Source organism: Lactiplantibacillus sp. 30.2.29 (assembly GCF_018991255.1).
Classification (GTDB): domain Bacteria; phylum Bacillota; class Bacilli; order Lactobacillales; family Lactobacillaceae; genus Lactiplantibacillus; species Lactiplantibacillus pentosus.
In genome coordinates, this window is the sequence record NZ_JAGYGU010000008.1 from 1 (window position 1) to 25,856 (window position 25,856).

Genomic DNA, 25,856 nt, shown 5'->3' on the forward strand with positions numbered 1-25,856 from the left:
TCAAAATCAAGAGACCCTACACATTTGATTCGTCGAAACTTTGTTCAGTTTTCAAAGGTCTAAATCGTTCGTTGATTACCTCAACGCAACTTAATCATCATATCAAGTTATCAACATCTTGTCAACAACTTTTTATAATTAATTTTTCGTTGGAAGCAAGCAGCTAACCGCTTTGTGCGCCTCAACAACGTATACTAATTTACCAATTATCCAGATGAATTGCAACCCCTAAAACGTAAAAATAACCAGTCAATAATATCATGTTAATTAATCCAGCATTCGAATGTACGGTATTAATTTTCGAGCCACCCTTTTTCACTCGTAATTGACCCGGTTTGTCACTCAAAAATTCGGTTTTCCTTAATTTTATCCAACTCGCATCGCAACAATGTTCGGTTAAAAATTTTTGAACTTTTTTTCAATCAAAACGTTTTCTAAAGTTAAGCGGCACTAAAAAACGGCATCTAACTCAGGTCAACTGAGCTAAATACCGTTAAAAAATTACTTATCTTCTTCTGGACGCATGGTTGGGAAAAGTAAAACGTCGCGAATTGAATCCGCATCCGTCATCAACATAACCAACCGGTCGATCCCAATTCCTAATCCACCAGTAGGCGGCATCCCGTATTCCAACGCCTCGACAAAGTCTTCATCGATATGTTCCGCTTCATCATTACCAGCAGTCCGTTCAGCCGCTTGAGCTTCGAACCGTTGCCGTTGATCAATTGGATCATTCAATTCACTAAAGGCATTGGCATATTCATTACCTAAGATAAATAATTCGAATCGGTCGGTAAACCGAGGGTCGTCTTCATTCTTCTTAGCTAATGGTGAAATTTCAACTGGATGACCATAAACAAAGGTCGGTTCGTTTAAGGTATCTTCAACGAATTCTTCAAAGAACGCGTTGATAATATGACCAACCTTCCAGTATGGTTCATATTTAACGTGATGTTCATCCGCTAATTTTTGCGCATCTTCTACTGACATTGGTTGCCAGAAATCGATACCCGTCTTTTCTTTGATCGCATCAACCATGTGAATTTGCTTAAATGGTTGGTTGAAATCAACTTTTTGGTCATGGTAAGTCACGATGCCATCTTCAGTCACGGCATTAGCCGCAGCTTTAAAGATACCCTCAGTCTCGGCCATGACATCGTGGAAGTCATAGTAAGCCACGTACGTTTCCATCATTGTAAATTCAGGATTGTGTTCGCGGTCCATTCCTTCATTCCGGAAGACCCGGCCGATTTCGTAGACTTTTTCCATCCCACCAACGATCAAACGCTTTAGATGTAATTCTAAGGCGATTCGTAGGTATAAGTCGATGTTCAAAGCGTTGTGATGCGTGATAAATGGTCGTGCAGCAGCACCACCCGCCTGATTATGCAACATTGGCGTCTCAACTTCAGTGAAGCCCTGACCGTCCAAGTGATGCCGAATCGCAGAAATAATCTTCGTCCGCTTCAAGAAACGATCGAAACTATCCCGATTCGAAATCAGGTCCAAGTAACGTTGACGGTAAATCTGTTCCACATTCTGTAAACCATGGAACTTGTCTGGTAATGGGCGTAATGCCTTCGATAGGAATGTTAAGCCCGTCACTTTGATCGTCAATTCACCGAAGTCCGTCTTGAAGACTTGACCAGTGATCCCTAAGAAATCACCGATATCGGAACGTTTGAAAATATGATAAGTGTCTTCGCCGACCACGTCTTTACGTACGTAGAGTTGCATCTTACCTGAGCGATCCCAGATATCAGCAAAGCCTACTTTACCTTTACCACGCTTAGCAAGCATCCGCCCAGCAATCGTTGCTGTAACTTGCTTAGCATCCAACTCGTCCTTATCCATCTCGCCATACTTGTCTTGCAAGTCTTGGGCTAAATCAGTCCGTTCAAACCGGTGACCAAAAGGATCGATGCCTTCTTCACGCAGTTCATCCATTTTTTCGCGACGAACCTTTAATTGGTCGTTCATCGTCTGTTCTTGTCGTGCCACTAGTGTTCCTCCATTTCTAGTTAGCGTATAGATTACTCCATACCTAAACAATCACTACATGTTAATTTTGACAATCACGCCGTCAAAATGCAAGTTAATTATTCACTTTACCACATGGTCGGCTAAATAAGTCGCTAATTGCGCTTGAAAATCCGTCAAAATCGACTTCATCGCTGCCAACGAGTCTGCTTCCATCAGGGCCACCTTTGTTCGAGCTGAACGTGGAATGCCCTTTGAATAGTACGGGGCCTGTTCACGGAATTCGTGACAGCCACCACGTTCACCCTTCAGTGCCACCAACCGTTCTAAATGTTCGATGGCCGTTTGCATCTTAGCCATCGGTGTCGGCGGCGTTAACAGTTCCCCCGTTTCCAAATAATGAACGGTTTGCGTCAGCATCCAGGGATTGCCTTCGACTGCGCGACCAATCATGACCGCGTCAGCACCGACTTCCGTTAACATCCGAGCGGCATCCTGGGGTGTTTGGACATCGCCATTTCCCATAAACGGAATCGTGACGGCATCCGCAACGCGTTTTAACACGTCCCAGTCAGCGTGTCCCTGATACATCTGCTTACGAGTCCGACCGTGCATCGCAATTGCAGCGGCCCCGGCGCGTTCAGCTGCCCGTGCATTTTCGACTGCATAGACATGTTCTGCATCCCAACCAGTCCGCATTTTGACTGTCACTGGTTTATTGACCGCGGCCGTTACCGCTGCGACCATCTCATAGACTTTGTTAGGGTCCAGTAGCCACTTAGCGCCCGCATCCGTCTTAACGACCTTATTGACCGGACATCCCATATTAATATCAATAATATCCGCATTCGTCTGCTGGTCGACAAATTCAGCCGCCTGCACTAAGGTTTCCTGACTGCCACCAAAGATTTGAATGCTCATCGGATGTTCCTTCGGGTCGACAAACATCATTTCGAGCGTTTTGCGATTATGGTACATGATGCCCCGGTCGGAAATCATCTCGCAAACCACCAGTCCCGCACCAAAATCCTTACAAATAACCCGAAATGCGGCGTTAGTCACCCCAGCCATCGGTGCAACCACGACCCGGTTGGGAATCGTCACGTCACCAATCTGCCAAGCACTCGTCATTATTCAGCACCCTTAGACCGTGAGAGGACTGCTTCAAGTTCGGCCTCACTGAACTGGTATTGCGACCCACAGAAATGACAAACCGCCGTCGCACCATGGTCTTCATCGATCATGGCCCGAACTTCATGCTTTGGTAAGGCCATTAAGGCTTCGGCAAACCGTTCCTTAGAACAATCACATTCAAACTTGACGGGCATCTTGTCTAATACTTTGACATCACCATCAAATAGCAAGTCCAAAATATCTTCGGGGGTCTTACCCTCGCGCATCAGTTGTGAAACGAGTGGTAAATCTTTGAGCTTGGCTTCCAAACTACTAATCGCCTCATCAGTAGCGTTCGGCAATACTTGGACTAAAAAGCCCCCGGCCACACCAATCGAGTTATCATCATTCACAAACACCGACAAACCAACCGCTGACGGAATCTGTTCTGACTGGGCCAGGTAGTAAGTGAAGTCTTCGCCTAATTCACCAGAAACCAAGGCGACCGTCCCCGTAAACGGATCACCGACACCCTGATCCTTGGTGACTGACAAGAAACCGTCCGTCCCGACCGCCGTCTTAACATCAATCTTATGTTGTTCATTTAATGGTAGGTGGATGTGTGGATGCTGCAGGTAACCTTTGACCGTTCCCTTGGCATTGCCGTCGATCACGATGCCACCAACTGGGCCGTTACCGTTGATTTTAACGGTCATCTGTTCGTCACCCTTCAATACGGACGACGCTAACAAGAGCGTCCCCACTAAGCTTCGACCTAAAGCGGCGGAAGCAGCACTCCAAGTATCATGACGCTGCTGCGCTTCTGCAACGACCCCGGTCGCGTCGACCGCGTAGGCCCGAAACATTTCGTTACCGGCCACGCTCTTGACTAAATAATCTGACATTCAATCAAACTCCTATCTTTAATTAGATTTACTTGTACTTTTGATCATACGGTTCATTACTGCACTCAAATACGGTTGCCAGGCGGTTCGACCACCGCCAGTGTATTTGCCTGAAATATCATAACGCAAAAAAGGAGCTGAGACAAAGTCCCAACTCCTTAATAACCATTTTAATTGCGCCTACGCTTGAGAATTAGAATCATCCTGTGACGTTGGTGCCGCACTTTCAGCATGTGGTAAGCCAGTCTCTGAAGTGGATGTCGCACCACTCGTCGCTGAACTAGTTGCAGAAGTTGCATCTGCTGAACTAGCTTGACTGTCTGCACTTGCTTCAGAACGAACTTCCGCTTCACTTAGGAAAGTTGGTTCTTCGACACTGGTCTTGGCCGTGTCATCAGAATCAGTGCTGTCAGCATCGGTACCTTGGTGTTGCGCGTGCTTTTCAGCTTCGCGCCGTTCCAATTCACGCTTGGATTCTTCAAAGGTTGCAGCCTTTTCACTAGGGAATTGGTTGCTATCCTTTTCAGGCATCTTCCCAGTCTTGAATAAACTGAGAATTTGCTTTTCGTCCAAGGTTTCGTACTTCAACAAGGCTTCCGCGATCAACTTGTGTTGTTCACGGTGTGATTGAATAATATCCGTAGCCGTTTGATGTGCTTCTTGACTCAAACGACGAACTTCATCATCAATTAACTGAGCCGTATGTTGTGAGAAGGCACTGGCGCCCATCCCTTGTTGGTAAGCGGCTTGCTGGTTGGCATTTTCTAATTCAACTGGGCCAAGTTTTTCACTCATCCCATATTGAGTGACCATCGCACGGGCAATTTGAGTTGCCTGTTCGAAGTCATTAGAAGCTCCGGATGATTGTGCACCAAAGATAATTTCTTCGGCTGCACGCCCACCCATCAAACCAGCCATTTGTTCCTTCGCATCACGTTTCGACATTAACATCTGGTCTTCACGCGGTAACATGATGGCGTATCCGCCAGCACGACCCCGTGGCACGATCGTTACCTTATGAACGACCCGCGCATCATTTAAGACCAACCCAACGATCGTATGACCCGCTTCGTGATAAGCAACGGTTTCCCGTTCATGCTTGTTCACGACGCGATCATGCTTTGCTGGTCCGGCAATGACCCGGTCCTCAGCCTCATCTAGGTCCGCTGCGTCGACTTGCTTCTTATTCCGACGAGCCGCTAATAAGGCCGCTTCGTTCAGTAAGTTTTCCAAATCGGCACCCACGAATCCGGGTGTTTGCTTGGCGATTTCCTTCAGGTCAACGTCAGCTGCTAAAGGCTTGTTCTTGGCATGGACTTTCAAAATGGCTTCGCGGCCCTTGACGTCCGGACGACCAACTAAGATCTTCCGGTCGAAACGACCTGGACGAAGTAAGGCAGGGTCTAGGACATCAGAACGGTTCGTCGCCGCCATGACGATGACCCCTTCATTACCCGTAAATCCATCCATTTCAACCAGCAATTGGTTCAAGGTTTGTTCACGTTCATCGTGACCGCCGCCCATACCATTACCACGTTGACGTCCAACCGCATCAATTTCATCAATGAAGATAATTGATGGGGCATTCTTCTTCGCTTGTTCGAATAAGTCCCGAACCCGGCTAGCACCGACCCCGACGAACATTTCGACGAAATCAGAACCAGAGATCGAGAAGAATGGCACACCGGCTTCACCGGCAACCGCCTTGGCAAGCAAGGTTTTACCAGTACCAGGAGGCCCCTCGAGAAGCACCCCAGATGGAATCCGGGCACCTAAGGAGACAAACTTCCTTGGATCCTTCAAGAATTCGACAACTTCGACCAATTCTTGTTTTTCTTCTTCTTCACCGGCAACGTCTGAGAAACGAACTTTGTTTTGCTTACTATCAGCTGGTTTGGCCTTCGTCTTACCAAAGTTCATCACCCGGTTGTTCCCGCCGCCTTGTCCTGCTTGTCCCATCATCATATAGAAGAGGAACAACATTAGGATGACTGGCGCGATGTACATTAATAACGTGACCCAGATGCCGCTAGATTCCTCGGCTTTCGCCGTCACCTTCACGTCATGCTTAGCCGCCAACTTGGAGACTTGGTCAACCGTTGAGTTGTTTTCCAACATGGTTGTTGAAAATGACGTGGTCTTTGTCGACGCGCTCTTGATTCCAAGGGCGTTAGCAGAAGAAGTCGTCCGTGCTTTCCGGTATGAACCAGTTACCTTGTAGACGCCGCCACTAGGCTGGATACTAACGTTTTTAACGTTATTCTTATCTAATTGTTTGACAAATTCGCTATAACGAATATTTTGCGTCTGCGAGCTTGAATTTCCACCAAAGAAAAAGTAGATAATTCCCATCAAACTCAAGAACATCAAAATGTAAAATAAGCTATTACGAAAGAGTCCATTGCGTCGATTGTTCATATGTGCCTCCTTCATCGAAACTTTTATATTCAGTTACTTCGATAGTCTAAATAATAGCACATTTGACTATCATTGACCAATTATTTATGCTCGTAAATCGCAGGTTTTAAAATCCCAACGTACGGTAAGTTCCGATACCGTTCGGCGTAGTCCAAGCCGTAGCCGACCACAAACTCATTTGGTACTTCAAATCCGATATAATCCGCCTTAATATCAACGAGTCGACCAGCTGGTTTATCCAAAAGCGTGCAGACCTTTACCGAGTTCACATCGCGGCGTTTCAACAGGTCGACCAGGAACTTCAAGGTCCGACCGGTATCAATGATATCTTCAATAACTAGCACATCGCGGCCCGTAACGTCAGCGTCTAAGTCCTTAGTCAGCTGAACCTCACCACTCGAGATGGTTTCATTACCGTAACTTGATAAGTTAATAAAATCAAGGTCCGCGTAAATATCCATCTCCCGAATAATATCAGTGGTAAATAAGACGGCACCCTTGAGTACGCAAATAATTAATGGGTTCTTACCAGCATAGGCGGTTGTCAGTTCTTTTCCTAATTTTTGTGCAACCTGATGGATATCCTCGCGACTATATAGTACTCGTTCAATGTCGTTGTTCATCGTTTCAGATGTACTCCTTTCAACTCTTGTGTTTTAAGGCTAAAAATACGGCCTGAGTGCCAGTCGTTCGATAACTATATTTATGACCAACGACCCATAGGACCTCCCCTTGAGCATTCACTAACACTTGCACCTGATCTCGCTGTTCAGCCGGCACTTTTTGATTGATCAGTAGCCGTCGAACCGTCTGATGCCCGCCACCCTTTAAGGTCACTCGGTCACCAGACTGCCACGGTCGCCAAACTAGCGGCCAATCAGCGGTCGTTAACCAAAATGGTTGACTAGTAGCAGTCGGTGCTTGTGTAAAGATTCCAACCGTCTGGGTTGTCGTGATTTTCTGCCATTGGTTTAAGTCTACCATAATTTTTTCTTGGGGCATTAACTTTTTACCCCTTTTTTTGATTGGCGCAGCTTCAATGATATCGGCACTGCGCTGTAATTCCCAGCTCGCATTCACCGCCACGGTTCGAGACGCTGAGGACGATGGTCGTGCCCAGGCAACGAGTGGCTTCAACTTCAGCTCACTCACTAGGCTGCCCGTCCGTTCAGTCAACCACGCCTTGAACACTGGCAGTTGCCACTGGTCCGGCACTCGTTGCCACTGACTCACGATCAGTCCCCCAGTTTTCGTCATCACGGTCGGTAATAACGTCGCTACCATCTGTTGCTTAGCTGCCAACAAATCGGCCAACTGTTGCTGATAATCCGCAACATGACTCAGTAACCGCGGATTGACCGTCATCAACTCTGGAACAACGCGCTGCCGAATCCGATTACGCGTCAGCTGGACATCTTGATTCGTCGCATCTTCGAAGTAGGTAACATCATGTTGGGCCGCATAGTCTCTTAGCTCCGCCTTCGACCAATCCAGTAGCGGTCGTACTAATTGTCCGCCCGCAAACGGCCGACTATCAGCGATTCCCGTCAATTGTGCGATGTCGCCACCGCGCGCTAGCTTCATTAAATAGGTCTCAACTTGGTCATTGGCGTGATGGGCCGTCAACACGGCTTTAGCTCCCGTTGCTTGCATCACCTTGGTGAAAAAACGATACCGAAACTGGCGGCCAGCTGCTTCAACGCCATGTTCGGGATGGTCCGTCACCTGCCAATCCGCCAGCTTTAAGTTCAATTGATGCTCCTGACAATAATGCTGTAAGTACGCCGCTTCCGTCTGGCTTTGTGCCCGCAAATGGTGATTAACATGCGCGACGACCAAATGCGGCCGCTCCGTCACCGGCAATTGTTGCAACAACCGCAACAACACCATCGAATCCACTCCCGTCGACACCGCCACCACGACCGTCACTTGCGGCGACAAAAGTCTTGCGGCCGCCAACCGCCGATTGAATTTTTGAATTGGGGTCATTTGACACCTCCTATCTATAAAACATCATTCTTCATTGTATATTGACATTTCAAAATCAAAACCGACCAGCTTAGGTACGCTCGAATCAAAGTGAGGCAGTCATGTTCGTCTGCATCAGGTTCGTCCTAGTCCGACCTCCGGGGGTGGCTGACAATTGCTGGAACGTAAGCCGACATCGATTTGAACTCACGCAGAAACCCACTGCGCAATTTCAAATACGAGTCTTATTCTAAGCCGGAAGCAACCCACTTCCGACTAAGAATAATTTGGCTACTGAGCATTGTCCGCCACCCCCTCCAGTCGGGAACCCGTTCGAATGGCGGATGAACGGCCACCTATCTTGGTGTAATTGGCCACTGAATATTGGGAGACTGGTTCTTCAAGCAAACTCTGAATTGATACCGATGATGAGTTATTGAACAACGGATTTATTCAAAATAAATACTTGTCCGATTCAAATACTGAGATGATGGCCTGAAAATCATTCACTAATCTCAATGAATTGGCCTTAAGATCAATCAATAGAATTACCCTTCGTTTGGTGTTTAAAGCATTGTTATCTTAGATGGTTAGAGAAAGTTCTGACAATGTTCAGTAATGTTGCTGATTCCGATGATTAAAGCATGAGTATGACAGCTTTTATCAGGAACCAACCTTACAGTTTAATGTCAAAACAATTTTTACTAGAATTAGCGATCAGTTTATTTAAATTTGGGTCCGCACACGTCTGTCTTTCGAATACCATCCCCGGCTGGAAGGCGTTTCTGACAATGCTCAGCGCTTTTCAGAGTGTGAGGTTCAGACGAGTTGGGACTGAGGATTAGCCTAGCTAGAGCGTTAAGCGGCGCATTTCCGCTTGGCGTTCTGGCGTAGCTAACCGGAAGTCCCAGTCTGACCCGAACACGTTTCATCCATATTGCATGGAACGTGGAAGACCAGTATTTAAGACGTGGTCTTCGGCTTAAATCTGCGTCCATCGCGTTCCAGCGTTGTCGGAAATGCCTGGAAGCCGGACTAGGACTATCTACCACTGCAAGTTTACACTAACTCGCCCTATTTCCAGCGCCCCTAAGCTGGCCTGCGGTTGACTTTGAATTAGTACCAACCGCCAAGTTTTGAACAAAAAAAGCACGGTCTGACTTTAGTCGCACCGTGCTTCTCAATTTAACTAGATTAATGGCAAGTCACTAAGTTTAGCTACGACGACCGCCACGGCCACCGCGTTTACCTTCCGTATTACGCTTTAAGGTCGCTAACCGATCCTCGCTGTCTTTTAAGAAACCAGACATCAATGAGTCAAAGTCTTGCTTCTTAGGTTCATGTTGCCGTGATTGGTAACGGCCACCGCCATTGCCGCCGCGGCTATGAAAATTATTGCTGTGTTCACGATGATTACCATTGGATTGGCGTTCGCCACGGCCATGGTTATTGCCTTGATGATTATTATTTGGACGGCCACCACCTTGATGATTGCCATGATGTTCATGTTCACCCTGTGGCTTGTCGACAGCTTTACGAATTGATAAGCCAATCTTACCGTCGTCACCGACTGATAAGACCTTGACCGTCACTTCATCGCCAACACTCAAGACGTCATGGATGTCCTTCACGAACCCATCGGAAACTTCACTGATGTGTACCAGCCCCGTTTGATTATTACCCAAGTTTACAAATGCACCAAAATTCGTAATCCCAGATACCTTACCAGTGACTTTTGTTCCTACTTCAATTGCCATAAAAAAAGTTGTTCCTCCTATGAAATAATGGTTTTAGTATAGCATACTTTGTGAAATGTTGAGTTATACATTTAAGCAATTATTAAAAAGTGGTCTACCTACATAAAGTAGACCAAATTCCCGACTAGTTGGCAGTTACATCCGCAGCGCTGTCATTTGGTAAACTGTAGACCGTTTCGCCACTCTTCGTATAATCATACTTTGAACGTAATAACTTTTGTAAGTAATCCTTATTATTCAGCTGTTTGATCTGACCTTCGAGTTGGTCATTTCGCTGCTGCACCTTTTTTAATTTAACTTGACTGGTCGCAACTTGGCGGTTCATCTGGTGCAGATTAGACCGCGTATTAATTAACTGAAAGCCTAAAAATAATATCAACGCGCCGAACACCGCAACAATCAAAACAAACCGTCGCCGTCGCACCTGTGAGACTCGCTGGGCTTGCCCATGCTCATTAGTTGCAACTTGGCGGATGTAATCATTATCTAACTGTTTGATTTTATCCCGTGACCCATTCGTCATGTTGGTCCAGTCCTTTCAAATTGGGTTGCCTAAATTATAACAACTTCACCGGCTGGTGTAAACGACATCATTACGATTAAATCAACGCTTACGACCATTTTAATGAACGGATGCCCGCAATTAATCGCTGAATGGTTGCCGATAATCCGTTTTATAATCTTCACTGACAATATCATACATTAATTCAGCGTCATTTTTCTTGGTCGTTTCCAATAATTGCGTCACTTTGACCGTTAATGTCTTATTACCAAAACTAATGACTAATTCATCACCAACACTGACATTGCTGGAAGATTTGGCGACTTTGCCGTTGATTTGAATCCGGCCCTTATCCGCAATTTCTTTGGCGACCGAACGCCGTTTAATAATCCGTGATACTTTTAAAAATTTATCTAACCGCATACTCATGAATGATGTTCCTTTCCTTTTGCAACGGCCTTAATTAGCCGTTTTCCGTATGGTAAGACTAACCACTCGCGAATCGTGAATAATCGGGCGTAGATTGCGCCGACTAGGAAGACGATCACGCCGAGCACGACCCCGACGACCGTCACGATTCCCGCCATTCCACGCGTATTTGCGAGGACCGGGTTGACGAGCGCGGTCATCTGATGGCTGGTGAGAATCACCACAATGCCCATCACCGCACTGATGGCGAGTAGTTTAATCAAATAACCACTCTCTAATAACACTTGCTGTAAATCTTCAGGTGACCCGAGCCACATCACCGCAAACATCACGGCGAGGCTGAGCACGGTCACCGCACTGGCCCCGTTAATGCCGTAGTGAACGACAAAGACGTAATTGGCGAGCACCTTGGTTGCCAGACCAGCTATGATGCCAATAATCATGGCGGTATACTGGTTCAAACTTTGCAGAACGCTCGTATACGTCGTGATGAGGGCGGCAAACAAAATACTAATAATATAAATTCTCAGCGCGGTGGTCCCTTCTAGTGAGCCAAACAATAATCGGTTGATTTGCGGCATCAAGGCAATTAAGCCGACAGTTGCCGCCATCGATAAGGCCAAACTCACGTGGACCATCGCCTGGGTCTGCCGTTTAAATTCAATGGGTTGACGTTTGGCGAGTGCATCCGTCAACGCCGGTAATAAAGTGGCCGAAAAGGCAGTCGCCACGACCAACCCGAGTTGAACTAACGGTTGGCCTCGGTCATAGACCCCTTTTAAGGTTTTGGCGACGTCTGGTAGCTGGCCCTGGCGAACGAGTCCACGCATCACGGTGAACGAATCCACGAGCTGTAGCAAGATTACGACGGCCGCGACCAGACACAGCGTCCCACCTTCGACGATAAACCGTTTGGTCAGCTTACGATAACTCGGCAACGGCCGGGTTGCGGCGGGCGCGGGTGCTAACAAGTATTTCAACCCAAAAGTCGTAAAAATCAGTGAGGAACAAATTGCCGCAATCGGCGCAGAGCTCATCGCCCACGTGCCCATGTGGTAATTGTCCCAACCAAGCCGGACACTGAAGTAGGCTGCCATAATAATGATGCCGACCCGAACGACCTGCTCAATCAGCTGGGAGACAGCGGTCGGGCCCATCAAAAACTTGCCTTGATAGTAGCCACGCCCTGTCGCCAGCCACGGCATGAAGATAAACATCCACGCGACCGCACTAATGATTGGCGCCAAACTGGCATCGCCCATATGGACCGCAATCCAAGTCGCCCCTAGCTGAAGGCCAAAGAAGACGATCAACGACAGTCCTGTCAAAATATGGAAGGCCCGTCGCGCAATCAGTGACTTACTGGTCTCATCCGGCTGCTCCGCCACTAACTTTGAAATGAAATTTGGAAACCCATTTAACGCAAAGGTCATGCCAATGCCGTACAAGGGGTAAATTTGTTGATAAACGTAAAATCCCGTATTACCAACCATGTTCTGTAACGGAATTCGGTATACCGCGCTCAGTATCTTAGCAACTAATGATGATATCGATAAGATGAGTGCGCCTTTGAACATGGTGTTCAAGTGATCCTTTGGCATAACCAATCCCTTCTACCGAGCGACTCGGTGCTTCAATCTAACTGACTGACTGAATTTCCCAGTCAGGTGTGCCGACCAGCCTGACTACGACGCGGTTGTACGGCGCGCCACACTGGAAGCCAGAATTTACTCACGATCTTGACAGTCAGTGACAACTTTCAACCAGCCATCCGTTGCGGGTCACCGGCTAAAAGGTGCTTTAAGCCATGCGATTTAGGACGCACTGGCCACGTCGTCTTCTGCCAAGATCAAACTGAGCTGTTCGACAAACTGGGTTAACTGTTCGAGCCATTCATCCTGTTGCATCTTCGGTTGAATGACTAATTTAACCTTCATTTTATCATCATCAATTCCAACTGTCGCTTTTAATTTGGTTTTTGCTAAGGCCTTAAAAATATCTTTAGTATCTAGCTTAGCGGTACCTTGTTGCGACAACGTCAACTGTAAGTCGCTGTCTTCACGTTGAATCTTTTCAATCAGCGCATCATCGGCTAACATTTTCAGCTTACCGACTGCCAACAGTCCCGCTACTTCAACCGGATAGTCGCCAAAGCGATCCATCAAATCATCCTGGACTTCCAAGTACTGATCGTTGTTTTCCAACTGCCGAATCCGCTTGTAAATCTCAATCTTCTGCCGTTCGTCTTCAATATAGGACGTTGGCAAGTAAGCTTCGATGCCCAATTCGACGGTCGCATCCGTCTTGACTTTCGTAGCCTGCCCGCGTTTCTTGGCCACCGCTTCCGACAGCATCTGTGTATAGAGGTCATACCCAACTGAGTCGATGAAACCGTGCTGTTGCTTACCTAGTAAGTTCCCAGCGCCCCGAATCGAGAGGTCGCGCATCGCGATTTTGAAACCAGAACCTAGTTCCGTGAAGTCCTTGATGGCTTGTAGCCGTTTTTCACCGACTTCCGTCAAGACTTTGTCCTGTTGATAGGTGAAGTAAGCATATGCGACCCGACTACTACGGCCGATCCGTCCCCGCAATTGGTACAGCTGTGACAAGCCCATCCGATCCGCATTCTCCACAAACAAGGTGTTGACATTTGGAATATCGACCCCGGTCTCGATGATGGTCGTCGTCACGAGCACATCGTATTCGCCACGAATGAAGTCGTAGAGAATCCCTTCCAGCTGTGACTCGGGCATTTGGCCGTCAATGTGCGCCACGGCGGCATCCGGCACTAAATCCTTAATCTGCGCCACGACTTTGTCAATATCATGCACGCGATTATGCAAGTAAAAGACTTGACCATTACGCTGCATCTCACGCTCGATGCCTTCCTTGATGACGCCAAAGTTCTGGGCCATGACGTACGTCTGAATCGGATAACGGTTCGTTGGTGGCGTCTCAATCACTGACAAGTCCCGCACACCCAGCATCGACATGTGCAGCGTTCGTGGAATTGGCGTGGCGGTCAATGTCAGCACATCGACACTGGCCTTCAATGATTTCAACCGTTCCTTATGCTTCACACCAAATCGTTGCTCCTCATCAATAATCAGTAGACCGAGGTCGGCAAACGCGACGTCCTTTGATAACAGACGGTGCGTCCCGACGACGATGTCTAGCTCCCCATTCTTGAGTTGTTGGACCGTCTCCTTCATTTCCTTGGAAGTCCGGAAACGTGACAGCATGCCAACGTTGATCGGATAACCTTCAAAGCGATTAAGCATCGTTTCGTAATGTTGTTGGGCCAAAATCGTGGTCGGCACTAGGAAGGCGACTTGCTTGCCGGCTTCAATCGCCTTAAATGCCGCCCGCAAGGCAACTTCCGTCTTCCCATAACCAACGTCACCAACTAGCAAGCGGTCCATTGGTTTCGGCCGTTCCATATCATGCTTGATTTCGTTGATACTCCGCAATTGGTCCGGGGTTTCAGGATATGGAAAATCATTGTCAAAGTCTTCTTGGTAACTGTCATCGGGTGGAAAGGCATAGCCCTTCTCCGCTTCACGTTTGGCATACAAGTCCACGAGTTCATCCGCAATATCCTCAATCTTGGCTGCGACTTTACGCTTGGCTTTCGTCCACTCGGTCCCGCCTAACTTGTTGATCTTAGGCGTCTTAGATTCGGATGAGACGTACTTCTGGACCAAGTTCAGTTGTGTGACCGGAATAAAGATTTTGGCGTTATTTTGGTACGCGATCGTGATGTAGTCCTGATGCACGCCGTCAACTTCCAGCGTTTCCATGCCGACGTACTTCCCAATCCCGTGGTTGACGTGGACGACATAGTCTCCCGGCTTCAAGTCGGTATAACTCTTCAGCCGTTCTGCGTTGGCCAAGGTCTGGCGCCGCGGCCGCTTCTTAGCGACTTTCTTGAACATTTCCTGTTCAGTGACGATCACCAGTTTGCCATCCGGGAACTCAAACCCGTTCTGCAGGCTGCCCTGAACGATCTGGACTTCCCCTGGTTGCAAGTTGGTCGCCTTAGTCATCACCGCCTCGATTTCAAAATCATCGAGGGTATCACTGACTTTGGTCAGGCGTTCGGCTTCCGACACCATCAAAACGACCGTCTGCTGTAACTTATGCCAGCGGTCCAATTCAGTCTTCAAGGCCGGCAATTGACCAAAGAATTCTTGCATCGGCCGAGTCCGCACGTTGGTCACTTGCGCCAACCGAACGTTCCCGATGCCCTTTTGGAAGAGCGAGATCAGTAATTGCGCGTGGGCGTCATCCCGCAACAAATCCCGAATGTCATTGCCGTAACTGGCCGTTGCCAGTACCCGATGATGGGAAAGCTGGTCGGTGACCCAGTCAGCTTCTTGGGTCAAAAGTTGTTGTTCATTATCTAGGAGTCGCGAGTATTCTTCAAAAATCACCAGCCCGTTTTCAGCCACGTAGTCTAAAATGCTGGTCTTGCTGTCATATAAATAATCACCGTACAATAACAAATCATTGCCGATAATTCCTTTTTGCATATCGGCCAAGGGTTGTGCCAAGTTGTCCGCTAATGTCTGACGATCAGCTGGTTTGAGCTTCTTGCTCTCCGTTGCCATCGCGGCCTTTAACCGCTCAGCCCCGGCCGTCATCATGTCGTCGGTCAAAATAAAATCGGTCGCTGGCAAGACGGTATACGCATCGAGTGATTCCACTGAACGTTGGGTCTCCGGGTCAAAATACTTCAAGGTATCAATCTCAGTATCGAAGAAGTCTAACCGCAATGGGTAATCCGCGTCGAGCGGGTAGATGTCCACGATTGAGCCCCGGACCGCATAGTCACCTGGCCGTGCGACCAGCTTTTCTTTGACGTAGCCCATCTCATGTAATTGATGTTGGAGCACTTCTAGATCAATATCCTTGCCAACTGCTAAGGATAACGTCGCTGCTTTGAACTGTTCGACTGGTGGTAAAAACCGGCGGGCACCCGCAACGGAGGTCACAACTACTGCCGGCTGCGGACTGAGTAAGGCGTTGAGTGCCTCGACCCGTTGTGCCCGTGATTCTGGTGAACTAGTCGCCACCTCGGTCGCAATCATCTCTTCTGCCGGGAACAGATAGACTTGGTCTTCATCTAATAGACTGGTCAAATCATCCACTAACTGACTGGCATGAAAACCGTTGTCAGTCACGATCAATAATGAATGCGTTAATTGATGAAATAGCGCACTTAAATAAACCGTTCTCGCCGAACCGTTTAATCCTGTAATCAATTGACGACTGTGCGGACTGATTGCCGCTAAAATCGTTTGAAAGTCGGGCGTTTGCTCAACAATCGTCTCAATATCCATACTGTGTTTCCTCCCGGGCTAGTTATACTGATTCATAACTGCCGCAAAATCATCGTTTGCTAACCACGCTTCGATTGCCGCCAAAGCGGTCGTCTTCGCATCTTCAAACTGGGCCACTTCCGCCGGTTTAAATTTGCCGAGCACGTAATCGACCACCGACATCTTTTGTGGATGGTCAATGCCGACCTTGACGCGTTTGAAATGCTGGTCACCGACATGGCTGATAATACTCTTAATGCCATTGTGACCGCCCGCGGAGCCCTTTTGCTTCAACCGGACCTTACCGAGTGGCAGATCTAAGTCGTCGTGAATCACCAGCAGATCTGCCGGCTCGATATTGTAGTAACTCATCAGTGGGCCGACCGCCCGACCCGAATCGTTCATATAAGTCGACGGTTTGACCAGCAAAATCTTCTCACCATTCTGAAATGCAGTCGCCACTTGGGCTTCAAACTTACTCGTCTGAAAATCAGCGTTCAACTTAGCCGCTAATTCATCAATTATCATAAAGCCGACATTGTGCCGTGTTTGGGCGTACTGGCGCCCGATATTACCTAATCCAACGATCATTTTCATTACGTTTATCTACTCCCATTACTTGGCCTACCAAAACAGGCCGAACCGGTTATCCACCGATTCGGCAACTTAGCGTGGACCAGCCAGGCTCGTCACACGCACACCACACCAATTTAGCTGGGGCGGTGCTCAAAAGTTAGCGTTTATTAAGTGCAGTAAGTATACCACAAAGCGCTTGTTGACGCCCGTCAAAGGATTTCGGCAAGATTGCTAACAATCACATGAGAAGCATGTTCAATTCCACACTTGGCTGGCGTAAATATGTTACAATACAACCGTAAAACTAAATTTTCATTATGAGAGGATGACTTATTTTGTCAAGCATGCCAAATCATCAAAAAGTTGTGTTAGTCGGCGACGGCGCTGTTGGTTCTAGTTACGCTTTTGCCATGGCACAACAAGGAATTGCTGAAGAATTTGTAATTGTCGATGTTGTTAAGGATCGGACAAAGGGTGACGCCCTTGATCTTGAAGACGCCCAAGCTTTCACCGCTCCCAAGAAGATTTACTCCGGCGAATATTCCGATTGCAAGGACGCCGATTTAGTTGTGATTACCGCTGGTGCCCCACAAAAGCCTGGCGAATCACGTTTAGACTTAGTTAACAAGAACTTGAACATTTTATCATCAATCGTAAAACCAGTGGTCGACTCCGGCTTCGACGGCATCTTCTTAGTTGCTGCTAACCCAGTTGACATCCTGACTTACGCGACTTGGAAATTCTCTGGTTTTCCAAAGGAACGCGTCATTGGTTCCGGGACTTCCTTAGATTCTTCACGTCTACGGGTTGCGTTAGGCAAGCAATTCAATGTCGACCCTCGCTCCGTTGATGCTTACATCATGGGTGAACACGGTGACTCTGAATTCGCTGCTTACTCAACTGCCACTATCGGGACTCGCCCTGTACGCGACGTTGCTAAGGAACAAGGCGTTTCTGACGACGACTTAGCTAAGTTGGAAGATGGCGTTCGGAACAAAGCTTACGACATCATCAACTTAAAGGGTGCAACCTTCTACGGTATCGGGACTGCTTTAATGCGGATCTCAAAGGCCATCTTACGTGATGAAAATGCCGTCTTACCAGTTGGCGCCTACATGGACGGCCAATATGGTTTGAATGACATCTACATCGGGACACCAGCAATCATCGGTGGAACTGGTTTGAAGCAAATCATCGAATCCCCACTTTCAGCTGATGAACTGAAGAAGATGCAAGATTCTGCCGCTACTTTGAAAAAAGTGCTTAACGACGGTTTAGCAGAATTAGAAAACAAATAATCCGAATTAATTAAGCTTACATGCGCACGCTCAACCGACCACTCGCTGGCCTGAGCGTGCGCTTTTTATTTGCTCACATCAAGTTGGAACATGACTGGTCACGCGTTGTGGGCGTTAATTTGTCATGAATCATGATTAAAGCGTGCGGTTCTTAAGTTCAAGAGCTGCCAGCTGAGATCCGCTGGAAACAAAGCGAGTTCGCGTAAGCTTTCTGTTGTAGCTGCGTCCTATTCCGGCTTCCAGGCATTCTGTGCAATGGCCGGAACGTGGTGGACACAGATTTAAGCCGACAGCCCACGTCTTAAATACTGGTCTTTCACTAACCAAGCACAAAACGCTTGCTAAGTGAAATTTCACCACTGGGCCTTGCTCAGAATACCTTCCAGCCGGGATGGTATTCGAAAGGCGGACACGTGCGGACTCAACTTTTCGTTGGACTAGTCGTTGGTGCCTTGGTACACGGTCATTTTTATATTCAACTGTCAGACCGGTTTCTAACAATCACTAAACTTCCTTACCCATGATTTAATGCTTCGGTCGCGCGGCTCCACTGAAATTGCTGGAATTTTCTTGAGTTACCTGAAACAACAAGATCTTGAATCCTGAGCGCAGGCAATTTTATCGACTAGTTTTAAGATTTGTTGTCATTGAAATTTGTGGTATATGAGATAAGTGATTAATATTCAGGTCATCTTCTCAGTGATTAGATGCCATAAATTATCATCCATGCTGATTCAAAAAGTTTGCCTGAAGGACTAGATGCTTAACATTCAATGGTCAATTGTACCCAGATAGGTGGTCGTTCATCCGCCATTCGAGTGGCTTCCCGACTGTCCGGACTGCCGGACAATGCTCAAGGGCGAAATTCTTCTTGTCCGGGTGGGCTTCCCGGGCTAGAAGAAGACTCGTATTTGAAATTGCGCAGTGGGTTTCTGCGTGAGTTCAAATCGATGTCCGCCCTGTTCCAGCGTTGTCAACCGGCCCCGGAAGTCAGACTAGGAAGCACATCGGCTGACGAACAGGAATCCACCAATTGGCACGATTTAATCATCCTTAAATGTTAAAGAATAGCTCAACGCGTGACTGACCGTTAATCGTTAAATAGGCAAATATTAACGCGCGTACCACGGATTTAACAATTTCTTATCACGATTCCCGGCCTTGACGTTTGCACTCGCGCCACTTCTGTTATAAGGTGAGTTTATTACAAATAGATGGAGGACCAACTTAATTATGAAACATAAACGCGGGCTAATCGTCGGGGACAGCATCCTCGGTCTTTTAGTCATCGGGTACGTTGTCACCAGTCTGGTCTGGCAACACCAACAAACGTTCCTCACGAATACTTCGGTAGCCGGCGTCGACGTCAGCGGTAAGACCGCAGCGCAAGCCGCACCCAAGGTCAATCGGGCCTTAGAACACCGAACCTATCGGATTATTGAAAATGGAAAAACGCAATATCACTTTACAAGCAAGTCTGCGGGCATCACGATCAATACCAAAAAAGATTTGACCAAGCTGGTTGCCAAGCAAAATTATTGGCGCTGGCCACTCGCCCTCTTACAATCAGCGCAAGCCGCTGACTCAGCCGCGGTCGGACAACTGACGATCAAGCACAGTGATTTGAACACACTCCTGCAAAAAATCACGACGACTGCTAATCAAACTAAACGAACCAAGACTGAGAACGCCAAGTTAGTTTATAAAAATAACCAAGTGGTGATTCAAAAAGAAGTGCAAGGGACCGAGCTTGACCAAACCAAGCTGAAGGACGTTGTGACCAAGGCAATCAGTAATGGGCAGTCCCAAATTGCCCTGAAAAAGGCCTACGTCACGCCAACGGTAACTAGCACAAGTGCCAGTTTGAAAACCGCCAAGACCAAATCGGCTAAATACGCGAGTGAAACGGCGACCTATAATATCAACGGTCACAAGTTCACGATTCCGCACGACTTGATTCTTAGCTGGATCAAAGTCGATAAACAGGGCAAGGTCAGCCTCGACCAGAGCGCCGTCTTAGCCTACGTCAAAAAGCTCAATGATAAGTATCATACCTATCACACCACGCGGAAGTTCAAGAGTACTGCCCGTGGCACGGTCACGGTCAGCGGTGGTTTCTACGGTTGGACGATCAAAACTGAGTCCGAAGCCAAGGCATTAGCGGCTGAGATTCTAAAAGGTAAAGACTTCACCCGCTCGCCAATCACCAGCGGTTCCGGCTATAACAACAATGGGACCGACATTGGGAACACGTACGTCGAAGTCGATAAAGTCAACCAGCACATGTACGTCTACGTTGACGGTAAGCTCAAAGTTTCGACCGACGTTGTCACTGGGAAACCAGGCAAGCACGCCACAACGACTGGTGTCTGGTATATCTGGAATAAGGAAAAGAACGCGACGTTGAAGGGTGACAATGATGATGGCTCAAGCTATTCACAGCCCGTCTCCTACTGGATGCCATTTGATGACACTGGTGAAGGCATTCATGATTCATCCTGGCAAACCCATTACGGTGGCACTTGGTACAAGAAGCACGGGTCGCACGGTTGTGTGAACACCCCACCTTCCGTCATGAAGAAAGTCTTCGCGGCTGTTCCTGAAGGTACGCCTGTGATTGTTTTCTAATTTAAATTTAATTTAAAGAAGCCGGCCTGACAACGTTCAGGCCGGCTTTTGACGCCCATTATTACGGTTTGCGGTTGCAGAATGATACCAGTTTGCGGCGGTTTTATGGTATTATTTATTAAAACAAACTAATAAATCTGGGGGACCAACTGCTATGCTATTAAAAACACTCGTTAAGCCTAAAGAACGCCTCGTCACGATCACGGCTGACGCAACTTTAGAAGACGCCTTAAAAGTCTTGGAAGATTCCGGCTTCCGCTGTGTGCCAATCTTAGACGAAACCGGCCATATTTTCCGCGGTAACATTTACAAAATGCATATCTACCGCCACAAGTCTCGGGGTGGCGACATGTCACTTCCCGTCACGACCTTACTGAAAAACGCGACTAAGACGATTCAAGTCGATTCAGCGTTTTACAACATCTTCTTCTCCATCAAAGATTTGCCATACATCGCCGTCCTCGATGAACACGGCTACTTTTATGGCATCTTGACGCATACACGCCTGCTGGATATGCTGTCACAATCTTGGAACGTCAACGTTGGCAGTTACGTCCTCACCGTTGTCTCCGTTGGTGAACGTGGAGACTTAGCCGCCATGGCCAAAATCATCACCAAATATACGTCAATCGCCGGCTGTTTGACCTTGGACGTTCAAAATGGCACCTTGGGCTACCGGACGCTCTTCACCCTGCCAGAAAACGTCGACAGTGAAAAACTCAAACGCATCATCGATAACTTGAACCGCAAACAATTCAAAGTTATCGAAGTTGAAGACTTACAAGCTGAATAGTCAGTATGCTTTGGCAGCCGCATTAAGAATTGAATCCTTGATGCGGCTTTTTTTGTGCTGGAATGCTGGGTCAGATGTCCTCTGTTCGTCAGCCGGTGATCTTCCTCGTCCGACTTCCGGAGCCGGCATAGGGCGCCACCCGCCACTGCAAATTTACGCGAACTCGCCATGTTTCCAGTGGGCCACAGCTGGTCGCTTTTGAGCTTAAGAATTGCACGTTTTAATCAAGATTCACAACACCTTAACTCGCACAACACCTACCTGTATTTTTTCAAGAATACATTTGACAAGCGCGAAATCCAATGATAAAGTAATCAACATTAAATAAAGATTAGAAAATAATTAAACGTCACGATTAGGAAAGTAGCCCTTAATGACTGTTCAGAGAAGTTCCGGTTGGTGCAAGGAACTCATGTTATTAGCACGCGAAAATCCCCTAATCACGGTGAGTGCAATCAATTTTTGTGAGTACTCAATGGCGGCATCCATTATCCTGCTAGCGCATCGTAACTGAGTTTACCGTGCGTGAATTAAGGTCAGTTTTTTTGACAAAGCATAGGTGGTACCGCGGCGACGCCCTATATCAATCCAGTATTCGATTGATATAGGGCGTTTTTTGTTTTCCAATTATTTGGAGGTCATTTTATGTTAACAGGCACACATTTATTACAGCTTCACAACGGGTTTCATTTATTCACACGCACAGTCGGTCATGGGCCAGTCAAACTACTGTGTGTTCACGGTGGCCCAGGCAGCAACCACACCGAATTCGAAAACTTCGCTGCTGAACTTGGTGAAGATCAGGTTCAAGTTAGTATGTATGACCAATTAGGGTCCTTTTACTCAGATCAACCTGACTATACGCAACCCGAGAATCGGCAGTACCTCTCCCTGGACTACTACCTATCCGAATTAGAGGAAGTCCGCCAACAACTCGGATTGGAAGATTTTTATTTGCTCGGTCATTCCTGGGGCGGCTTATTGGCGCAAGAATACGCCCTAAAATATGGGCAACATCTTAAGGGACTCATTATCATGAGTATGATTGATAACATTGCGGAATACGCGCCCCACGTTAATGCGTTGCGTCAACAAACGCTCTCCACCAGCCAAGTCGATTACATGAAAGGCATCGAAAAAGCAGAAGCGTTCGATGATCCTGAATATCAACATCTCGTTGACGTCCTCAATGCACACTTTGTTTGTCGACACCCAGAAAATGGGCCACGACAGCTCGTATCGACACTTGCAACGCCCGTTTACAATTACTTTCAAGGTAATAATGAATTCGTGATGGTCGGTGCACTAAATGGTTGGGACCAACGGAAAAATCTCCATCAAATCACCGTCCCAACTTTGTTGACCTTTGGCGAATACGACACGATGCCGCTAAATGTCGCCCGGCGCATGCAGCAAACACTTCCACACGCTCGGCTGACACTCACACCGGATGGCGGTCATTGTCACAGCGTCGATAACCCGGCAGCGTTCTTCCACAACTTGCATCAATATTTGCATGATGTTGAAGCTGACCAATTCACGGCATATTAATTTGGAGGTGTGCATATGAAAATGAAGACAATGGTCATTGCGAGTTGCTTGTTATTAGTCGCCCCCTTAGCCGCCTGCGGACGTGCCCATGCGAATACGACAACCACGCAAAAAACGTTACACTTAATGCAAGATACGGAGCTGACTTCCTTGGACACATCTAATACCGCGACGCTGACCCAATGGAACGTGCTGCAACAATCCATGGAAGGCCTCTACCGGATGAATGCCCATAATCAAGTCGTAGGTGCGATGGCAACTAAAGTCGTTAAGCCTACCAATCACGGTAAAACCTACACGTTCCATTTAAGGAAATCAGCTAAATGGAGTAACGGTCACCCCGTTACCGCTGCAGATTTCGTCACCGCTTGGCGTCGGTCGGTCAGTTCAACTTCCACTTCTGGCTATAGTTACATTTATGAAGGGATCAAGAATGCTGCCCAGATTTCAGCGGGTCACAAATCAACCAAAACGCTCGGTGTCACCGCAGTTAACAAACACACCTTACGCGTAACACTCAGTCATGCGATGCCTTATCTTAGCAAAATGCTGACGATGCCGGCGTTCTTCCCGCAAGACCATCAAGTCGTCTCCAAGTATGGCAAGGATTACGGCACTAGCAGCGCTAAAATGGCTTATAATGGTCCGTTTACAGTTAGCGGTTGGAACGGCACCAACGATTCCTGGAATTTGCTAAAAAATACATATTATTATGACAAACAATCAATCAAACTCAACAAGATGACGATGCAGGTCGTCAAGGATTCAACGACTGCCCACAACCTATTTTCACAAGGTAAACTAGACGATGCGACTGTTACCGGCGTCACGGCTCAAGGCGTCCAAAATGATAGTCACCTCAAACATGTCAGCAAAGCCGGCACTTATTACTTACGCTTGAACATGCAGAAGAATCGGGCCCTCAATAACAAGTACTTGCGGCAGGCCTTGAATCTCGTACTCAATAAGAAGACGCTGACGAAAAACGTGCTCAGTGATGGTTCGACGCCTGCTTATAATTACGTGACACCTGGTCTCACGACTGACCCAACCACGAACAAGGATTTTGGTACAGAAACGCAGAGTAGCTATCGCTATAACGTTAAGAAGGCCCAAGCCCTATGGAACAAAGGATTGAAGCAACTCGGCCGGTCTTCAGTCACCTTGAAGTTGGTCAGCGATGACACGACGGTTGCCAAAAACATTGACCAATTCGTTCAGGCAGCGGTCAAGCAGCATTTAAACAATGCCAAAGTTACCGTTTCAGCGGTGCCGTCCAAGTCATCCGGAGATGCCGTCACCTCTGGCAATTATGATATGACTTATACGCTGTGGCTAGCGGACTACGCGGACCCAGTCTCGTTCTTCGACATCCTAACTAAGAACAACCCGCAAAACTACGGTCACTATGACGATACCGTCTTCAACCAACAAATTAGTGCCGCGCACAATCAAAATGCAACGAACACAACTGCTTACTGGAAAAACATGCGAACGGCTGCTAATCGGCTGAACCAAACCGCTGCGGTGGTGCCACTGTATAACATGACGGAAAGTCATCTCGTTAATTCCAATTTGAAAGGCGTAAGCTACCATTCCGTTGGCGAGAACGACTATACTCGGGCGTATTTCAAATAATTGTTTAAGTAACGCATTGTGCTAGTTAACTTGTCATGATTCATGGTTAAATCATGACAAGTTGGCGTCCTGTTCGTCAGCCGATGCGCGCCTTATTCCGACTTCCGGGGCCGGCTGACAACGCTGGAACAGGGCGGACATCGATTTGAACTCACGCAGAAGACCACTGCGCAATTTCAAATACGAGTCTTCTTCTAGCCCGGGAAGACCACCCGGACAAGAAGAATTTCGCCCTTGAGCATTGTCCGCCAGCCCCTCCAGTCGGGAACCCGCTCGAATGGCGGATGAGCAACCACTTAATTTAGCACAATTGTCCACTGAATATTGGGAGACTGTTCCTTCAAACAGACTTTAAATCAGCATCGCTAATGATTATGACAGTTAAATACTGAGAAAATGGATGAATATTATCAACTAGTCCCAACAAAAAATCAGTCTTGAGGCTAGCTGATAGCATCGCCAATCATGTAAAATCTCGGACTTGGCCATCTCAGTCGAAAAGGAAAATACCAACAATGTTCAGTAATATTGACGGTTGATCAAATCGAAAGAAGCGTATGACAGCTTAGGGATCGCTTCAGACTAACCTTAGAGTTTGATGCTAAATGACTCGTTACTAAGAATCAACGACTAGTTCATCAAAAGTTAGGTCCGCACACGTCAGCCTTTCGAATAGGATCCCCGGCCGGAAGGTGTTTCTGACAATGCTCAGCGATAAAATTCCACTTAGCAAGCGTTTTGTGCTTGGTTAGTGGAAGACCAGTATTTAAGACGTGGGCTTGTCGGCTTAAATCTGTGTCCATCGCGTTCCAGCATTGTCAGAAATTCCTGGAGGCCGGTGTAGGACGCGACTATCAAATCAGGTTTACGCTAACTCGCCTCGTTTCCAGCGGGTCACAGCTGGCCGCTTTTGACTTTGATTTTGACTTTGATTTCGACGTTGCCCTTGCTCCAATCCTCAATCCAACTCAAAAAGACC

General features: G+C 47.4%; 17 protein-coding genes and 1 other annotated feature. Of the genes, 5 read left to right on the top strand and 12 right to left on the bottom strand.

Annotated elements, in window-relative coordinates:
• Window positions 1–501: 501 nt before the first annotated feature.
• The 12 genes from lysS to pth all read right to left on the bottom strand — a co-directional run bounded on the left by lysS (window position 502) and on the right by pth (window position 16,990).
• Window positions 502–2,001, bottom strand: a complete 1,500-nt coding sequence (gene lysS / locus KGF65_RS05770) for a lysine--tRNA ligase (protein ID WP_082230173.1) — start codon at window positions 1,999–2,001, stop codon at window positions 502–504.
• A 102-nt stretch (window positions 2,002–2,103) separates the two neighbouring features.
• Complete coding sequence (gene dusB, locus KGF65_RS05775) at window positions 2,104–3,111, bottom strand: tRNA dihydrouridine synthase DusB (RefSeq protein WP_216748127.1); 1,008 nt, start codon at window positions 3,109–3,111, stop codon at window positions 2,104–2,106.
• Window positions 3,111–3,998: an Hsp33 family molecular chaperone HslO gene (hslO, locus tag KGF65_RS05780; RefSeq protein WP_050337688.1), complete on the bottom strand. Its 888-nt coding sequence runs from the start codon at window positions 3,996–3,998 to the stop codon at window positions 3,111–3,113. The genes dusB and hslO overlap by 1 nt, the downstream gene beginning before the upstream one ends.
• 180 nt (window positions 3,999–4,178) lie before the next feature.
• Window positions 4,179–6,416, bottom strand: a complete 2,238-nt coding sequence (gene ftsH, locus KGF65_RS05785) for an ATP-dependent zinc metalloprotease FtsH (protein ID WP_216748128.1) — start codon at window positions 6,414–6,416, stop codon at window positions 4,179–4,181.
• Between the two features lie 80 nt (window positions 6,417–6,496).
• The gene (gene hpt, locus KGF65_RS05790; RefSeq protein ID WP_003637712.1) at window positions 6,497–7,039 is read right to left on the bottom strand and encodes a hypoxanthine phosphoribosyltransferase; all 543 of its coding nucleotides are present in this window, start codon (window positions 7,037–7,039) and stop codon (window positions 6,497–6,499) included.
• Window positions 7,040–7,058: 19 nt separating this feature from the next.
• Window positions 7,059–8,405 carry a tRNA lysidine(34) synthetase TilS gene (gene tilS, locus KGF65_RS05795; RefSeq protein ID WP_216748129.1) on the bottom strand — a complete coding sequence of 449 codons (1,347 nt, stop codon included), beginning with the start codon at window positions 8,403–8,405 and terminating at the stop codon, window positions 7,059–7,061.
• 1,193 nt (window positions 8,406–9,598) lie between these two features.
• Window positions 9,599–10,141, bottom strand: coding sequence for a S1 domain-containing RNA-binding protein (locus KGF65_RS05800; RefSeq protein WP_050337695.1), 543 nt, complete (start codon window positions 10,139–10,141; stop codon window positions 9,599–9,601).
• Between the two features lie 124 nt (window positions 10,142–10,265).
• The gene (locus tag KGF65_RS05805; RefSeq protein ID WP_003637709.1) at window positions 10,266–10,664 is read right to left on the bottom strand and encodes a septum formation initiator family protein; all 399 of its coding nucleotides are present in this window, start codon (window positions 10,662–10,664) and stop codon (window positions 10,266–10,268) included.
• Window positions 10,665–10,784: 120 nt separating this feature from the next.
• Window positions 10,785–11,066, bottom strand: a complete 282-nt coding sequence (locus tag KGF65_RS05810) for an RNA-binding S4 domain-containing protein (protein WP_031267632.1) — start codon at window positions 11,064–11,066, stop codon at window positions 10,785–10,787.
• A 2-nt stretch (window positions 11,067–11,068) separates the two neighbouring features.
• Entirely contained in the window at window positions 11,069–12,673 is a 1,605-nt protein-coding gene (locus tag KGF65_RS05815; protein ID WP_216748885.1) for a polysaccharide biosynthesis protein, read from the bottom strand.
• A gap of 213 nt (window positions 12,674–12,886) precedes the next feature.
• Window positions 12,887–16,414 (bottom strand): transcription-repair coupling factor, encoded by a 3,528-nt coding sequence (gene mfd, locus KGF65_RS05820; protein WP_105923819.1) that lies wholly within the window; start codon window positions 16,412–16,414, stop codon window positions 12,887–12,889.
• An 18-nt stretch (window positions 16,415–16,432) separates the two neighbouring features.
• A complete protein-coding gene (gene pth, locus KGF65_RS05825; RefSeq protein ID WP_003637705.1) occupies window positions 16,433–16,990 on the bottom strand; it encodes an aminoacyl-tRNA hydrolase in 558 nt (185 codons plus the stop codon).
• 314 nt (window positions 16,991–17,304) lie between these two features.
• On the opposite strand from pth, the gene KGF65_RS05830 reads away from it, so the two are divergent.
• The 5 genes from KGF65_RS05830 (at window position 17,305) to KGF65_RS05850 (ending at window position 24,877) form a co-directional block, all read left to right on the top strand.
• Window positions 17,305–18,267, top strand: a complete 963-nt coding sequence (locus tag KGF65_RS05830; RefSeq protein WP_050337700.1) for an L-lactate dehydrogenase — start codon at window positions 17,305–17,307, stop codon at window positions 18,265–18,267.
• Between the two features lie 1,233 nt (window positions 18,268–19,500).
• Window positions 19,501–20,895: a L,D-transpeptidase/peptidoglycan binding protein gene (locus KGF65_RS05835; protein ID WP_216748131.1), complete on the top strand. Its 1,395-nt coding sequence runs from the start codon at window positions 19,501–19,503 to the stop codon at window positions 20,893–20,895.
• Between the two features lie 154 nt (window positions 20,896–21,049).
• The gene (gene cbpA, locus KGF65_RS05840; RefSeq protein WP_003637701.1) at window positions 21,050–21,688 is read left to right on the top strand and encodes a cyclic di-AMP binding protein CbpA; all 639 of its coding nucleotides are present in this window, start codon (window positions 21,050–21,052) and stop codon (window positions 21,686–21,688) included.
• A gap of 342 nt (window positions 21,689–22,030) precedes the next feature.
• Window positions 22,031–22,272 (top strand) — a binding site (T-box leader).
• A gap of 61 nt (window positions 22,273–22,333) precedes the next feature.
• Window positions 22,334–23,239 carry a proline iminopeptidase-family hydrolase gene (locus tag KGF65_RS05845; protein ID WP_050337703.1) on the top strand — a complete coding sequence of 302 codons (906 nt, stop codon included), beginning with the start codon at window positions 22,334–22,336 and terminating at the stop codon, window positions 23,237–23,239.
• A gap of 15 nt (window positions 23,240–23,254) precedes the next feature.
• Window positions 23,255–24,877, top strand: a complete 1,623-nt coding sequence (locus KGF65_RS05850) for a peptide ABC transporter substrate-binding protein (protein WP_050337704.1) — start codon at window positions 23,255–23,257, stop codon at window positions 24,875–24,877.
• Window positions 24,878–25,856 lie beyond the last annotated feature (979 nt).